Source organism: Rhizobium sp. CB3060, from assembly GCF_025200735.1.
Classification (GTDB): domain Bacteria; phylum Pseudomonadota; class Alphaproteobacteria; order Rhizobiales; family Rhizobiaceae; genus Rhizobium.
In genome coordinates, this window is record NZ_CP104159.1 from 1,157,729 (window position 1) to 1,173,379 (window position 15,651).

The 15,651-nt window shown below is 60.1% G+C and carries 15 protein-coding genes; 11 read left to right on the forward strand and 4 right to left on the reverse strand.

All coding sequences use genetic code 11. From position 1 onward, the window contains the following. Positions 1–208: 208 nt before the first annotated feature. Both N2601_RS24740 and N2601_RS24745 read right to left on the reverse strand, forming a co-directional pair. Positions 209–1,621, reverse strand: coding sequence for an ROK family protein (locus tag N2601_RS24740; protein WP_260304023.1), 1,413 nt, complete (start codon positions 1,619–1,621; stop codon positions 209–211). Next, positions 1,614–2,555 carry a tagatose-bisphosphate aldolase gene (locus tag N2601_RS24745; RefSeq protein WP_260304024.1) on the reverse strand — a complete coding sequence of 314 codons (942 nt, stop codon included), beginning with the start codon at positions 2,553–2,555 and terminating at the stop codon, positions 1,614–1,616. The genes N2601_RS24740 and N2601_RS24745 overlap by 8 nt, the downstream gene beginning before the upstream one ends. A gap of 227 nt (positions 2,556–2,782) precedes the next feature. On the opposite strand from N2601_RS24745, the gene N2601_RS24750 reads away from it, so the two are divergent. Both N2601_RS24750 and N2601_RS24755 read left to right on the forward strand, forming a co-directional pair. Further along, positions 2,783–3,697 carry a sugar-binding transcriptional regulator gene (locus N2601_RS24750; RefSeq protein ID WP_445945013.1) on the forward strand — a complete coding sequence of 305 codons (915 nt, stop codon included), beginning with the start codon at positions 2,783–2,785 and terminating at the stop codon, positions 3,695–3,697. Between the two features lie 184 nt (positions 3,698–3,881). Beyond that, on the forward strand, positions 3,882–4,916 hold the full coding sequence (locus N2601_RS24755) for a LacI family DNA-binding transcriptional regulator (protein ID WP_260304025.1): 1,035 nt from the start codon (positions 3,882–3,884) through the stop codon (positions 4,914–4,916). Between the two features lie 18 nt (positions 4,917–4,934). Here the strand turns inward: N2601_RS24755 and N2601_RS24760 are convergent, their stop codons facing one another. Together N2601_RS24760 and N2601_RS24765 are read right to left on the reverse strand one after the other, a co-directional pair. Further along, positions 4,935–5,888 carry an alpha/beta hydrolase gene (locus N2601_RS24760; protein WP_260304026.1) on the reverse strand — a complete coding sequence of 318 codons (954 nt, stop codon included), beginning with the start codon at positions 5,886–5,888 and terminating at the stop codon, positions 4,935–4,937. A gap of 23 nt (positions 5,889–5,911) precedes the next feature. After that, positions 5,912–7,060, reverse strand: a complete 1,149-nt coding sequence (locus N2601_RS24765) for a Gfo/Idh/MocA family protein (RefSeq protein WP_260304027.1) — start codon at positions 7,058–7,060, stop codon at positions 5,912–5,914. A 179-nt stretch (positions 7,061–7,239) separates the two neighbouring features. Between N2601_RS24765 and N2601_RS24770 the strand changes: the two genes are divergently transcribed. From N2601_RS24770 to N2601_RS24810, 9 genes are all read left to right on the forward strand, one after another. Beyond that, on the forward strand, positions 7,240–8,574 hold the full coding sequence (locus N2601_RS24770) for an ABC transporter substrate-binding protein (RefSeq protein ID WP_260304028.1): 1,335 nt from the start codon (positions 7,240–7,242) through the stop codon (positions 8,572–8,574). Positions 8,575–8,665: 91 nt separating this feature from the next. Beyond that, positions 8,666–9,508, forward strand: coding sequence for a carbohydrate ABC transporter permease (locus N2601_RS24775; RefSeq protein WP_445945039.1), 843 nt, complete (start codon positions 8,666–8,668; stop codon positions 9,506–9,508). Further along, positions 9,505–10,341 carry a carbohydrate ABC transporter permease gene (locus N2601_RS24780; RefSeq protein ID WP_260304030.1) on the forward strand — a complete coding sequence of 279 codons (837 nt, stop codon included), beginning with the start codon at positions 9,505–9,507 and terminating at the stop codon, positions 10,339–10,341. Before N2601_RS24775 ends, N2601_RS24780 begins: the two co-directional genes overlap by 4 nt. A 4-nt stretch (positions 10,342–10,345) precedes the next feature. Further along, a complete protein-coding gene (locus N2601_RS24785) occupies positions 10,346–11,164 on the forward strand; it encodes a sugar phosphate isomerase/epimerase family protein (RefSeq protein WP_260304031.1) in 819 nt (272 codons plus the stop codon). 10 nt (positions 11,165–11,174) lie between these two features. Continuing rightward, positions 11,175–12,251, forward strand: a complete 1,077-nt coding sequence (locus N2601_RS24790; RefSeq protein ID WP_260304032.1) for a Gfo/Idh/MocA family protein — start codon at positions 11,175–11,177, stop codon at positions 12,249–12,251. Next, on the forward strand, positions 12,251–13,069 hold the full coding sequence (locus tag N2601_RS24795) for a sugar phosphate isomerase/epimerase family protein (RefSeq protein ID WP_260304033.1): 819 nt from the start codon (positions 12,251–12,253) through the stop codon (positions 13,067–13,069). Before N2601_RS24790 ends, N2601_RS24795 begins: the two co-directional genes overlap by 1 nt. Then, complete coding sequence (locus N2601_RS24800; protein ID WP_260304034.1) at positions 13,069–13,896, forward strand: alpha/beta fold hydrolase; 828 nt, start codon at positions 13,069–13,071, stop codon at positions 13,894–13,896. The genes N2601_RS24795 and N2601_RS24800 overlap by 1 nt, the downstream gene beginning before the upstream one ends. Then, positions 13,893–14,618 (forward strand): ribulose-phosphate 3-epimerase, encoded by a 726-nt coding sequence (locus tag N2601_RS24805; protein WP_260304035.1) that lies wholly within the window; start codon positions 13,893–13,895, stop codon positions 14,616–14,618. The genes N2601_RS24800 and N2601_RS24805 overlap by 4 nt, the downstream gene beginning before the upstream one ends. Next, on the forward strand, positions 14,615–15,598 hold the full coding sequence (locus N2601_RS24810) for an ROK family protein (protein WP_260304036.1): 984 nt from the start codon (positions 14,615–14,617) through the stop codon (positions 15,596–15,598). Before N2601_RS24805 ends, N2601_RS24810 begins: the two co-directional genes overlap by 4 nt. Positions 15,599–15,651 lie beyond the last annotated feature (53 nt).

The window sequence follows — 15,651 nt, forward strand, 5'->3', positions numbered from 1 at the left end:
ACCTCCCCTGTCCGGCGCAATGGATAATCAGCGGCTTACAGCGGGCCGTCAAGTAATTTTTTTCTGTAACGAATTTCCACTATCTATTTGAAATAGCTAACCAATCAATGCGATTGGCAAAGCGACGCACCCTGCCGCCGACGGAGTGTCGCGCTGCGGTTTGAAGTCGGGATCTCGCTTTTGTCTGCCGCCTGGGAGGCGGGTATTTTCAAGCCCGGCCGAACACCGTCGAAATCCAGGCCGTTACTTCGTCCATGTCCGGTTCCTTTGTTTGGTCAACTGTCATCGATGGACCACATTCCATGGGTTCGGCACGATCGGCGAGCGCCACCAGTTCCGGGATATAGTCCGCTCCCGGATGGCCGGGCAGCCTGTCTCTCAAGCGATGGGCATAGCGTTCCCCGGCAACGACACCGGGCACCTTGCACCAAAGTTCTGCGACGCGATCGACGCCTGCATCTTTGATGTAGGCTTCGAGCACGGTTTTTGGCTGAAAGCCGAACCACGCGTCCACGATGAACGTGGAGCCGGCCGGAGCCTCGCGAATGGCCGACCAAATCGCCTGGTAGCTCGCCTTTCCGAGTGTCCGATTGAACTCCCGGTCGACGCCGCCAATGTGCTCCAGGAACGGGTTCTTGATGCCGTCGAGGGAAAGGACCGGCCATCCCGTGCGTTGCGACAGCAATTTGGCGAGGCGGCTTTTTCCCGAGGCCGGCACGCCATTGACCAGCACGACACGCTTTTCGACACAGCGGAAGGCGTCTGAAAACGTCGCCAGGCCGGCACCGACTATCCCGGCGTCATCTCCGAGCTTGGCCGGCAGGATCGCCGGACGAAACCATGGCGCCACCGCGGGGAGATCTGCGAGAGCTCGCGCCGCATCGGAACCGAGGCCCCCTCCCAATATGATGATTTCCGGATCCATCGTTGCAGCGATGTTGTCGAGCGCTGTACGCAAAGGTGCCGCCCAGGCGTGTAACACCGCCCTAGCCGTCGCATCTCCGTTTGAGGCCATTTCAAAAACATCGGCAATGGATGCTGCCGATAGACCCGCTTCGTTTATGTGCCGGCGCAGCGCCGTTCCCGAGCTGAAGGTTTCCACGCAACCGCGTCTTCCGCACGCGCATTCCGGACCATCATGTCGGACGCAGATATGGCCCAACTGCCCGGCAGTTCTGTGGCCATGATAGATCCTGCCGTCGTGGGCAACTGCGCCGCCGATCCCCGTTCCGATGGTCAGCATGGCAACGCTTTGAAAACCTCTTGCAGCACCGATACTCATTTCGGCTATGAGCGCCATGCTGCAATCATTTTCGATGACGACCCGCTTGCCGAGACTTGCCTCCAGTTGATCGACGAGGTCCATGCCGGCCAAATTCAAGATGCCGCCGGATAGGACCGAACGATTTGCAATGTCGACACGGCCAGGAATGCCTACGCCGAGCCCAACAACGCCAGCCGCACCGAGTTCTCTTGCCATCACCTTGACGCGCTCGAAGACCTGCCGGGGGTCGCTCGGTGTCCGCTCCGACAGTTTTTTGAGGATTTCGCCTCGTTTGGAGACGAGAGCCGCACGAATATTCGTGCCGCCAATGTCCACGCCAATGGCTAATTCAGACATCTGCTTTCTGTCCTTGGCCGAGACCTTCAGACTTGACGCCTTTGAAATGTGCCGCGATCACCGCTTGAATTTCGCGAAGCCGCGGAACAGCGACGGTTTCCAATCGGTCCTTCGTGACGGAACGGTCGAGCGAGATGCAGTCTTTCCATAGAGACCGGCCCGCGATGACACCGGATGCGCCGTTGCGCATGGCGTCTTCGACCTGCCGCAAGAACGTCGAATGGTCGACGCCGGCCGACAGCACCGCCCACGGCACGTCCCCCGCCAGCCGCGTGACCTCCGCACAGGCCTCAGCAGTGCCAGGATAGGGAATCTTTAGAACCTTCGATCCGCAGTCCAGGCAAATCTTGCTTCCTCCAACGACCAGCGACGGCAGCTTCGACTTGTAGTCCGCCTCATCTTCGTCCTCAAATCTGTATGTCAGGAATTCGACGACCAGCAGCAGGTCTTCGCGCGCGAAGTCCTCGATGCATTGGCGCAGGATGTCGATGTTGTGCCTGTTCGCTTCATCCCGGTCGGAGCGGAGATAGACCATGATCTTGCCGCCGGTGGCACCAAGCTGACGGACGCGACGGGCCGAAATGCCAGGCACCAGCTTGGAAAGGCGATATCCTTCCGGCGAGGTGTCCCAACCCGATGCGTCGAGGCCAATCAGAAGTGCGGTATCGCGCCTGATAATGCGGTCGTCCACCAATGCAGGAACAGCACAGATTGGATCGACGAGAACACAGGATGCCTTGCTTGCAAGAAACATGGCGATATCCGCCTTCGTGTCGCCGAGGGTCTTGTCGGAGATGGCGGCCTGCTCCTGCGGGTCGCTTGCAAGCAGACTGCGCATGCCGCCGCGCTGATCACAGGCGATAACCATCATGGCGCCGTCGTGACCGCAAATCTGCTGGTAACCTCGCATTTCGGCTGTCGTCAATCTCGACATCTGCTCCTCCCTTTAGCCCGTCCCAAACCGGATGCTGAAAGTGCGCCCACCCCAAACTTCTGAGGGATGGCCGACGAAACATTGAGAGCGCTCATGAGCCTGCATAATCGTTGCGAAACCGGCCGTTTTGAGCGATAACTCCTCACACGCCGAATGTGTAACACATTGCAGAAAGGAATTTCAATCTGAATTCGTCTCAGTCGCAGGACTCTGCAACGAACCGTGCCTTGCTGCATACGGTTGCGAAGCTGCATTACCAATCCGATATGTCGCAGGTTGATATCGCTAAAAAGCTAGGATTATCAACGGCTACAGTCTCGCGGCTGCTTCAGAAGGCACGCTCGGCCGGGATCGTTCGGATCGAGGTGATCGATCTTTCCCCCTCGGAAGATTTGGGGGCGGCCTTGGTTGACGGCCTGAAACTGCGCAACGCCATCGTGATCGACACACCGTCGTCGAACGTTCTCAGCGCCCTCGCCCCGCCGGTCGGATCAATGTTGCAGCAAGCGGGACTGCGATCGGGCTCAACGCTCGGCATCGGCTGGGGACGGGCTGTTCGCGAAGTTACCTTTGCGGGCTTGCCGCAGTTGCCTGGCATCGCAACCATTGCTCTCAACGGGGGAATGCAGCAGGCGGCTCCGCATTTTCAAATCAACGAGTTTGTGCGGCAGGCCGCAGAGCAAATGGGGGGAATTCCGCATTTTCTGCACGCCCCCTACATTTCATCTTCGGAATTGCGCGATGCTTTCCTCGCCGATCCCACCGTTCAGCAGGTCACGTCGCTGTGGAACAAGCTGGATGCTGCGATCGTCGGCGTCGGCTTAACGCATGTCGCAAGTTCCTCAGAAGCGACCGCGGCTCTCCCGGGAGAAAAAGCCTTAAGTCATGCGGCAGGTGACGTTTTGCGCCATTACGTAACCGAGGCCGGCGAACTCCTTCATTGGGATGGCGAGGAACGCATGATCGCCGCCTCCCCGCAGCAACTGCAACGAATTCCCTTGTGCATTGCGGTTGCCGCAACCCCTGCCAAGGCGCCCGGCATCATCGGGGCGGCACGATCGGGCATGATCAATGCTCTCGTGACAGATGCCAATACGGCGCAGGCCATTCTCGATCGCTTGTCCGCCGCCGATAAATCTTGAGAAAAATCTCTTGTGGTGGTCGACCAGGCAATTTTTGCGTCAATTAATAAAATTTACACACGTAACGTTCTGAGGTTACACAAGACCGGAAAAACTTGCTCGGAACTTACGTTTGCCCGTTGCGCCTCTTTTTGCGTCGACGCATCATGGACGGGCATAGCGGTTTGAAAACGGTCGACTTTCGATGAAAAAATTGACGCATAAGACAATGGAGGATTTTGCGAAATCCTGCGGCGTCTCCCGCCCAACCCTTTCCAAATATTTCGATGATCCGACGAGCGTGAAGCCGGCGACACGTGCGCTGATCGAAGCCGCACTTCGCGCATCGGACTACCAGCCAAATCTTTACGCACGGAACCTCAATCGAAAGAGGACCCGCAATGTCGGTATTCTCGTTCCGGCGCTGACGGACCCCTTTTATGCCGAAATGGTCAACCGCCTGGAACTGCGCCTGCGCGATGAAGGCTATTGGCCAATCGTGTTTTCCTCGCACGGTCTGCCGGAGCTGGAGGTCGAAGCCGTCAGCACGATGCTGTCATTGAAAGTGGCGGGCGCGATCGCCGCACCACTTGGGCAGAAATCCGATCCGCGCGCGTTTGAAAAACTCACGCAGAATGTTCCCCTCGTCTATTTCGATACCTACATCGAGGGCAACACGCCGTTCATCGGCAACAATAACTACCAGAGCGTAGCGACCATCGTGGAATATCTCTGCCGCTCTGGAGAGGCGCCGGTCTATCTCGACATTCCCCACGTCAATCACAATTCCCCGGAGAGATTGGCGAGCTATATTGCCACGATGGAGGCTTCGGGCCAGGAGCCCGTGGTGATCAAGACCATTGCCGCCTATACATGGGATTTCGAGCGCGTCGGCTACGAGCAGATGGACGCGATGCTCAAAGCCAAGAAGCTGTCATTCAAGACCCTCCTCTGCGCCAATGACCGTCTTGCCTTTGGTGTGATGGCTGCCGCTTTCGCGCATCGGCTAAAGGTCGGACGCAAGAAGGGCGACGACCTGCGCATAGCGGCCCATGACGACCATCCATTGAGCCGCTACACTTGCCCGCCACTGACGACGATGGCGCAGGATTTTGCCTCCATGACTGCAAACAGCGTCGACACGCTGCTGACGCTTCTCGGCGATACGGGTGCGCCGGCTCGCACGATCGCGGGCAAAGTTAGCCTCGATGGGACGTTGGTCATGCGCCAATCGGCATAAAACGGGTCGCAGTCTCGCTTAATCGGGAATTCCTTCAAAGCCGCGCCACGCCGCGACTGCGTCCTCCACCGCCTGCCGCGCGGCCGGTATGAATCTTCCCATCGAGACAAACCCGTGAATCTGCCCTGGCCAATCGCGCTGGACCACGTGAACTCCATCCTCCTGCAACCGCTTGGCATAGGCCATGCCTTCGTCAACGAGAATGTCGTGCCCGGCCGTGGCAATGAATGCCAGCGGTGCCCCTGCAACAGTTTCGGCCAGCGCGGGTGAGACCTTCCAATCCACGATATCGGCTGCGGTGCGAACATAATGGTCTCGAAACCATTTCATCGTCGCGGCGGTCAAACCGAAGCCTTCACCGTACCGGCGATAGCTGTCCGCCGTCTGCGTGGCGTCCGTGTTGGGGTAGATGAGCAGTTGAGCCGCAAGCCGCGGGGCGTCGCCTGAACGCGACATCAACGCCAGCACGGCCGCAAGATTGCCGCCGGCGCTGTCGCCGGCCACCGCAATTCGTTCGGGGTCGACGCCGATCTCCACGGCGGCCTGCGCCATGAATGCCAGCGTCGCAGCGCAATCCATCAGTCCGGCGGGAAATTTGTGTTCCGGCGCAAGGCGGTAATCCGGGCAGACCACCGTGCATTCGGCGAGGTTGGCAAACCATCGGCAAATCTCGTCGTGAGAGTCGAGATTGCCGATCACCCAGCCGCCGCCATGGAGATAGAGAAGACCCCGCCCCTCTTTGGAAGGCGCTCCGATGCCGCGATAGATGCGAAGGGTGATCGGGCCGTTGGGGCCGCTGATCCGGCGGTCCTCCACCGAAGCAACCGCCTCGCGAGCGCCCTGAAGCGCCGGGCTGCCAGCATTGTAGGCGATACGGGCCTCCAAGGGCGTGCCAGCTTCAAGCGGTCGCAGCTTCGCCGCCTTGCTGACATCGAGAACCCATTGCGCACCTTCGTCAAAGTATTCGGTCACGTCGCTTCTCCCCGTGCGGCGGTTTAGGCCAGAAAACTGCGCGCTTCGTCTTCGCCAAGAAGCGGCGGTCGCGCCAGGTCACCGGCGATGCTGACCGATTGCCCGCTCTGGCCGGAGGCGAGAATAGCCTCCATGATTTCGAGCACATGGAGAGCGAGTTCCCCCGATGCACGTGGCGGCCGGTTTTCCGCAAGTGCACGCGCTAGGTCGGCAACACCGAGCATACGGTAGTTCGCCCGATCCGGCGCGGCAAACGGCCAGTTTCGTTCGCCGTAGAGCTCCCCATCACTTTCGAAATTCCGCCACTCGGCACCCCGCTCGGACAGAGAGACCGTACCACCGAATGTATCGGGATCCGGCAGCCGCAGCGAGCCTTCGGTGCCGTGCAGCTCAATTGGGTGATTGGAATGGCGGAACACATCCCAGGACGCGCCGAAGTTGATGGTCGCACCGGATTGGAATTCGAGCAGCGACAGAACGTTGGTTGGCGTACCGACCTTGAACGTCGTATTCTTGAATGGCCCTTCCGCGGTGATGAGACGTTCGTCCTGACCTTTCGTCGCCATCGCCATGACGCGCACGACCGGACCGAGCAAATTCACCATCATGGTCAAGTAGTAAGGCCCCATATCGAAGACAGGGCCGCCGCCGGGCTGATAGTAGAATTGCGGATTGGGGTGCCAGTGCTCCATGCCGCGTCCCATCATGAAGGCGGTGCCGCTGACGGGGCGACCTATCGCACCCTCCTCCATCAGGCGACGCGCCCGCCGGCCCGCAGCGCCAAGGAAGGTATCCGGCGCGGAGCCGAGCAACAAAGCCCGGCTCTTCGCCTCCGCCACCAAAATCCGACCGTCGGCAGCCGATGTTGCAAGCGGCTTTTCCGTGAAGACGTGCTTGCCAGCGGACAAGGCCGACATGGTGATCTCGAAATGAACCGCCGGCACGGTCAGGTTAAGAACGAGATCGACTTCGGGATCTGCAAGTAGCTGATCGACGCTGACGCTGCGAATGCCGAACTCCTTTCCGCGCAGAGCCGCCGCATCAGCCGAAATATCGGCACAGGCGTGCACCTCAATACCGGCAAACAGCGAGGCATTACGCAGATAGGTCATCGATATGTTGCCGCAGCCGATGATCCCGATGCCAAGCGTTCCCTTTGTTTTTTCAGCCATATTTCTCAAACCTCTCCGGATTGGATAACCAACGCCTCCTCGACGGACGGCCTGAGCCGACGCGTTCCAAAGTGATTTAAAGCATCTTATTTCTTGACGCGCGACAATTTTTTATCGAACATATGCCAATGCTGGCGCGGAGATTTTTGGAGGACGCCAGTCTTTCCTGGGAGGGAAACATGACCGATTTCAAGAAAGCGCCGACCGCTTCGAATGTGGCTGCAGATTCCGCAATGCTTGACCGTCGTCACTTCCTGCTCGGAGCCGCGGGTGCGGCTACCCTCGGCATCGCATCGGGTCTTGGAATGCGCACAGCGCGCGCTGCCGATCGCACGGAGATCAGCTTTGCCAGTGCCAGCTTCTTCGGCAAGGAAGGTATCGGCGATCTCGTTAAGGCCTATAACGAGTCGCAGGACCGGATCATGGTCAAATTCATCGAACTTCCGCCGCCAAGTTCGTCGACCGAAGTCTACCAGGGCCTGATCCAGCAGCTCGCGCGTCGCAACGGAACGCCCGATGTCTTCAGCCAGGACGTGATCTGGATCGCCGGCTTTGCGGCGGCAGGCTGGGCGCTACCGCTCGATGAATATTTCCCGAAGGAGAAGCGCGCCGATTATTTCCCCGGAACGGTCGCCGCCTGCACTTACAACGAAAAGCTGACCGCGCTTCCTTGGTTCGTCGATTCCGGCATGTTCTACTACCGCAAGGATCTCGTGGAAAAGCATGGCGGCAAGGTTCCCGAAACCTGGGACGACATGGCAACCATGGCGGCTGCGGCCCAGAAGGCCGGCGACGCCAAGTTCGGCTATCTCTGGCAAGGCAAGCAGGCCGAGGTTCTGATCTGCGATGCCGTGGAAGTCATCACCTCGAACGGCGGCTCCATCCTGGCAGCCGACGGCAAATCGTCTGTTATCGGCGAGAAGGCCGCTGTCGAGGCGATCCAGTTCCTCTACGACACGATCAACAAGTCGAAAATCAGCCCGCAGAACGTTCTCTCTTGGGATGAAGAGCCTTCCCGTCAGCCCTTCACATCGGGCGAAGCGATGTTCATGCGCAACTGGTCCTATGTTTATCCGATCGCGCAGGATCCGAAAGCTTCGCACGTCGTCGACAAGGTTGCCGTTGCGCCGTTGCCGCATTTTGCCGGCGGGAAAAGTGCTGCGTGCCTCGGCGGCTATCAGCTTGGCGTCAACGCCAATTCCAAGAAGCGGGAAGCGGCGATCGAGTTCCTGACCTGGATGTCGTCTCCGGAAACCCAGACCCGTCTCGCCCTGAATTTCGGCCTCGCACCGTCACGCCCCGCAATCTTCGAAAATGCGAAGCTGAAGGCCGAGCAGCCGTTCATGGCAAGCCTGCAAAACGTCTTCACCGGCGCCACGCCCCGGCCGATCACGCCGCAATATGCCAAGGTGACGCTGGCGCTACAGTCGAGCATTTCCAAGGCCCTGGTCAGCGGCAACGTCCAGGCTGAACTCAAGGCTGCCGCTGAACAGATCAACAAGATCGTTGCCTGATATGGTCGCTGCATTGACGGCCCCCGCCGGCAGCAGGATGCAAAGGTCAATGGGGGCGCTTCCGAGCGCCCTCTGGCCCTGGCTCCTGCTGTTGCCGGCCTTCCTGTCGCTAGCATCGGTTTCCTTCTATCCGATCATCAATGGCGTCTATCTTTCCTTCACCAACCGTTCCCTGATTACGCAGGACAACGATTTCGTCGGCTTTGCCAATTATCTGCAACTCTTGGCGGATCCACCGTTCTGGAATGCGTGGTGGCATACGATCTGGTTCACCGCCGCCTCGACCGGGCTCGAGACCCTGATCGGCCTCGCCATGGCGCTGATCCTTTGCGAGACTTTCAGCGGCCGCGGCATGGTCCGCGCGGCGATGCTGGTTCCCTGGGCAATGCCAACCGTCGTCACCTCGAAAATGTTTGGATGGCTGTTCGACGGCCAGCACGGCATCATCAATTTCATCCTGCTTCAGCTCGATTTGATCGATCAGAATGTGAACTGGTATGGTTCGCCGCAAACGGCACTGACGACGATTATCCTTGCCGATGTCTGGAAAACGACACCGTTCATGGCGCTACTCCTACTGACCGGTCTTCAGACTGTTCCGAAATCGTTGATTGAGGCTGCCCGCATGGATGGCGCTGGCGCCTGGACGATCTTCTGGAATATCCGTCTGCCTCTGCTGCTGCCGACCCTGCTCATTGCCGGTCTTTTCAGGGCGCTGGATGCATTTCGCGTTTTCGATCTGGTCTATGTGCTCACCGGTGGCGGCCCGGCCGATTCCACCGAAACGCTTTCGACGCTGTCCTACAAGGTGCTCTTCTCAACGCTGCAGTTCGGTTACGGTTCGGCCGTTTCGACCGCAATGTTCATCACCGAAGGCGTGATCGCCCTGGTGTTCTGCCTCTTCCTCGTCAGACAACTGAGGAAGACGACATGAACGGCACCCGCTCCGCCTTTCAAAGCGTAATGATCTATGTTGGCGCGCTTCTCATTCTCGTCTGGTCCGCGGGCCCATTTCTATGGCAGTTCTCCACCTCGTTCCAGCTTGACAAGGCACTGACGGAAGGAACGCCGTCGCTCATCCCGAACCCATTCACGCTGGAGCATTATTACAATGCCTTCGTGGAAAAAGGCCTGCACCATTACGTCCTGAACTCACTCATCGTATCGCTCTCGACGACCGCTCTCTGCCTGATTGTCGGTTCGCTTGCCGCCTTTGCGCTGTCACGCCTTGATGTGAAGGGGCGGTTTGGAATTCTCATGGTCATCCTGTCGGTCTCGATGTTTCCGCAGATCGCGCTCGTCGGGCCACTCTACCTGATCGCGTCCGAGCTTGGACTTCTGGACACCTACAGAGCCTTGATCATCACCTATCTGGCGCTGGGGCTACCGCTCGTGACCTGGGTTCTCTTCGGCTATTTCGAAACGCTCCCGCGGGAGATCGACGAAGCCGCGCGCATGGATGGCGTCGGGGTGATCGGCCTGCTTTGGCACATCATCCTGCCGATGTCGCTCCCAAGTCTCGTGACCACTGGCTTGCTTGCCTTCATCACCGCCTGGAATGAGTTTCTGTTCGCACTGGCATTCACGTCGGACAGTGACCGCCAGACGATCCCGGTGGGCATCGCCAATTTCACCAACCAATACTACGTGCCCTGGGGAGACATTGCCGCCGCTTCAGCGGTGGTCACCGTGCCGCTGATTGTTTTGGTCCTGTTTTTCCAACGCCACATTATCGAAGGCCTGACGCAAGGCGGAATCAAGGAATGATGACATGACTAGGGATTTGAAGGTCGGCTGCCAGACGTTCACATGGGAAATGCTCGGTGAAGCCTGGACAGGCACGCCGGACGACCTGCTCTCCGCGATTTCCGCCGGCGGTTATGCGGGCATCGAAATTACCGACACGATGATCGGCCACTACGGCACAAAGCCCGCCGAATTCGCTGGGGCACTGAGGGATAAGGGGTTGCAACTCGTATCCTTCGCCTTCGGCTCCAAAAGCGGCTTCACGGTTGCCGATGCGATGGAAAAGGATCTGGCCACGGCGCAGCGCTGGATCGACTACGCCGCAGAGTTTCCGGGCGCGCTCGTCTCGATCGGCTCGGCAACCATCGTCTCGGAAGGGCCGCGGGAGGACAAGTTCGCAATCGCCGCCGAGTTCTACAATCGCGCCGGCGCGCTTGGCAAGGCATCGGGCGTTGAAGTCGCCGTACATCCGAGTTCGCATCACAATACCCTGTTGTTCAACCGAGCAGATTACGATCAGATCTTCGTGCGGCTTGATCCCGAACTGGTCGGCTGGGTTCCGGATACGGGCCACATCCTGCGTGGACATGACGATATCCTCGACACGATGCGCACCTACCGGGATCGCATACGCTATCTGCACCTCAAGGATGTCGACGCGCATGACCGATGGGCGATGCTGGGCAAGGGCGTTCTCGATATGCCGGCGATGATCGATCTCGTTTCACAGGCACCGCACTTCAACGGGTGGCTGGTGCTGGAAGAGGAATCCGAGACGGCAGCGGCCAATCCGGCCGCAGCCATAAAGGCCAACCGCGAGACGATGCGCACCCACGGCATTTAAGGAAAAGTCCATGATCGAAAAAGAAAATCGCCGTCTTCGCGTCGGTGTCCTGGGCTGCGGGCCGATCGCCCAGTTTGCGCATCTGGAATCCTGCGTGAAGGCCAGGAATGCCGATCTCTACGCGATCTGTGACGCAGCACCCGATCTGCTCGCACGCATGGGCGCCACCTATGAGCCGCGGAAAATGTTCAGCGACTACGACGCCATGCTGGCCGACCCCGATTTGGAGGCGGTCATCGTCGCCACCTCGGACGCCTATCATGTGCCGATGTCCATCAAGGCGCTCGAAGCCGGCAAGCACGTTCTGTGCGAAAAGCCGATCGGCGTCTCGGTCGAGGAAGGCGAGGAGCTGGCCGACGCCGTCAAGCGCTCGGGCAAGATCCTGCAGGTCGGGCACATGAAGCGTTTTGATCCCGCCCTTCAGGCCGCGCGTGACTTCGTTCACAACGATATCGGCCAGATCCTTGCGCTGAAGGCATGGTATTGCGATTCAACCCACCGCTACACCAACACCGATGCCGTGCAGCCGCTTCCCATCACCAGCAAGCTTGCGCGCAAACCGGCCGGCAACCCGAAAGCCGATCTCAGGCAATATTTCATGCTGGCGCATGGTTCGCATCTGGTCGACACCGCCCGCTTCTTCTGCGGCGATATCGTCGCCGTGCGCGCGCGCCTGCTGGAACGCGCCGGTGCCTATTGCTGGTTCGTGGAAACCGAATTCACCAATGGCGCCCTCGGCCATCTGGACCTCACGGTTGCCGTTCGCATGGATTGGCACGAGGGTCTCCAGCTCTACGGCGAAAATGGCTCCGTCCTCGCAAAGACCTTCAATCCCTGGTACCTCCGCTCCAGCGAAGTCGAGATCTTTCATGAGAAAGACGCAACAAGCAGGAAACCGCTTGGTGCGGACGGGCACTTCTTCCGCAGGCAGCTCGAAAGTCTCGCCGATGCCGCCCTGAAGGGTGCTCCCATGCGCGGCGCCAATGTCGAGGATGGTATCGCCTCCATTCGGGCGATGGTGGCGATCGCGCGGTCGGTGGAGACTGGCGAGCGCGTCGAGCTCGCGGCCGTGACGGGAGCCGTCTGATGCAGGTCGGGATCTTCGCCAAGACCTTTCCCGGAACCGATGCTCTCAGCGTGCTGTCTGCGGCACGCGATAGCGGCTGTGCGACCACGCAGTTCAATCTCGCCTGCTGCGGGCTGCCCTCCATGCCCGACACCGTTCCCGAGTCGGTCGTAGCAACTATCCGCGCTGCCTCGGAAACGGCGGGCGTCTCGCTTGCCGCCTTGTCGGGAACCTACAACATGGCGCATCCTGACATATCGATACGGCAAAAAGGCCTCAGCCAGCTCGCCGTCATCATCGAGACGGCGGCGGCACTTTCGATCCCGCTCGTCACGCTCTGCACCGGCACGCGTCATCCGAGCGATCAGTGGGCGCACCATCCAGAAAACCGCGATCCCACGGCCTGGGCCGACATGGCTACGGAGATGTCGAAGGCGCTGGCGCTGGCGGAAGACCATGGCGTCGATCTCGGCATCGAACCCGAACAGGCGAATATCGTAACCTCGGCGGCGGACGCCAAGCGACTGATCGCGGAGATGGGATCGGAAAGGCTGCGTATCGTCCTCGATCCGGCCAATCTTTTCGAAAGCGCCACGCCATTGGAAGCACGCGCCATTGTCGAGCGCGCGGTCGAGACTGCCGCCGGACACATCGCCATGGCACATGCCAAGGATCGTTATGCCGACGGACGTTTTGCCACGGCCGGCCAGGGCATCGTGGATTTTCCCGATTTTATCGCGCGGCTAAAAGCCGTCGGCTTCCATGGTCCCCTCGTCACGCATGGACTTTCGGCAGCGGAGGCACCGCACGTTGCGGCCTTTCTCAAGGAATTGGTTTGATGGGAGCAAGCGCGGCGTTCATGCATGGCGATGCCGGCTTGGCCGTTTTCGATAGCGGACAAGGGCTGCCGGTCCTCTTTCAGCACGGCTTGGGCGGCGATGAAGCACAGGTTGCGCAAACCTTTCCAATCGGAAAGGCGCGGCGCATCACCGTCGAATGTCGCGGACATGGTTCGTCGTCGCTCGGCGACATCAGGCCTTTTTCACTACGAATGTTTGCCGAGGATGTGCTGGCAGCGGCGACAGATCGCGGGTTCGAACGCTTTGTCGCCGGCGGCATTTCCATGGGGGCGGCAATTGCCCTCCACCTCGCTCACCACTATCCGGATCGCGTCGCAGCCCTCGCTCTCGTCCGCCCCGCCTGGAGCTTTGCCGCCGCGCCGGCTAATCTGGAGCCGGTCCGAACCGTCGCGGCCTTGCTCCGCTCGTATCCGATCGCGGAAGCCAGGGAACGCTTCGCCGGTTCGGAGATCGGCATGGGCATACGCGCGAACGCGCTCGATAATTTTGCCTCCCTGCTCGGCTATTTCGACCGGCCGAATGCCGTCGCTTTCGCATCCGTGCTGGCCGATATCGCGGCTGACGGCACGGGCGTGACTGAGGCAGAGACCGCTGCCTTCAAAATTCCTGCCCTCGTCATCGGCAACGAACAGGACGCGATCCATCCGCTCGCCTGCGCGCGAACGCTCGCTGACACCATCCCCGGCGCCAGCTTTGTCGAAGTCACCTCCAAGGCGGCCGACAAGGCACGGCATTTCGCTGAAGTTCAGGACGCTATCGCCACCTTTCTCGCATCCAAGACCATCCGGAGCCTCTTTCCATCATGACACGCAAAACTCTTTCTGGCCCCGCGGCCATAGCAGCGCTCCCCCGCAACCGGCTATTGGGCGAATTCTCGCTATGGTCGGCCGATCTTGCCAACATGGAGGCCGATCTCCGGCGCATTGAACCCTATGCCGACCTGCATCACATCGACGTCGCCGATGCGCGCTTTACGCCGGGATTCCTGTTCTTTCCGGATTTCGTCGCCCGCATCACAAAGGCAACCGCCAGGCCGATCCATGTTCATCTTATGGTCGAGGCCGAGATCGTCGAAGAGCAGACGCGTCAGTTCATCGAAGCGGGTGCGGATCTTATCAGCGTTCACGCCGAAAACGGCGAAGCGGGGTTACGCGCCATTGCGCTGGCAAAGGAACTGGGCGCCGAAGCCGGCGTCGTCCTGCGATTGGAGACCCCCGTTTCAGCGATCCGGCCGTTCATCGACCATGTCGCCTTCGTGACCCTGCTTGGCACATCGATCGGCGTCAAAGGCCAAAGCCTCTCCGAGAAGGCCTGCGACCGGCTGGTCGAGGCGCGCTCACTGCTGAAACAGTCCGGCCGGGAGGATCAGGTGATCTTGGCGGCCGATGGCGGCATTCGCGAGCAGACCGTACCGCTCCTGCGTGCCGCCGGAGCACAAACGGTCGTCCTCGGATCGCTGGCCTTCGGTGACAAGAACCTGGGCGACCGGATGGCTTGGCTCCATGGATTGGAGAGCCGTGTTTCGTGAAAAAGGTTGCCCTTGCATTTGATCTCGGTGGAACGGAGCTCCGCGCTGCGCTGGTGGATAGTCAGGGGAGCCTCCTGTCATTCTCCGCCGTGCCTACGCATGCGGCGGGGGGACCGTCCGCGGTCATCCAGCAGATCGAGCTACTGGCAGCCGCGGCGCTGGCGGAAACGCCTGATCTCCTTCCCGTCGGGATTGGCATCGGCGCCCCCGGGCCGCTCGATCCGGAAGCCGGCATCGTCATTGCCCCGCCGACGCTTGCCGGGTGGTACGAGGTTCCACTAGCAGACATTCTCTCTAGCCGGTTTCAACTGCCGGTCCGGCTTGAAAATGATGCGAACGCGGCCGCACTTGGCGAATGGCGGTACGGCGCCGGACGAGGCGCGCTTTCGATGGTCTTCGTCACCGTGTCGACCGGCATCGGCGGCGGCGTGATCGTTGACGGTCGAACCTTGCATGGCAGGCGCGGCCTGGCTGGGGAAATCGGCCACATGACGATCACCAGCGAAGGGGAACGATGCTTTTGCGGTGCGATCGGTTGTTTTGAAGCCGTAGCCTCGGGGACGGCCCTTGGCAGGCGGGCAACGGCGCGGACCCGGCAATCCGACGGCTCGATGCTGCGCAAGCTATCGGCCGATGCTGAAGTGACCGGGCGCCACGTTGTTGACGCCGCGCGAAATGGCGACGCACTTGCGCTGGAACTGCTGAGTGCGGAGGCTCGCTGGCTGGGGATCGGTTTCACCAATCTGCTCCATCTCTACTCCCCCGACATTCTGGTGATGGGCGGCGGGATATCTCACGGTTTCGATCTCCTGCACGACACCATTGCGGCGACGGTTCACGATCGCGCCATGCCGGCCTATCGCGACGTGCCGATCGTCCCCGCGCAACTCGGGCGTCACGCAGGCCTGATCGGAGCGGCCAGCCTCATCCTGGGAGATGATGCGAAAACCGACCCTGCGCCATCGGCTAGCGAGAGCTGATCTCAAGCTCCGCGGTGCCTGCCTCACCAGTCATCACAGATTTTTTCATGAGC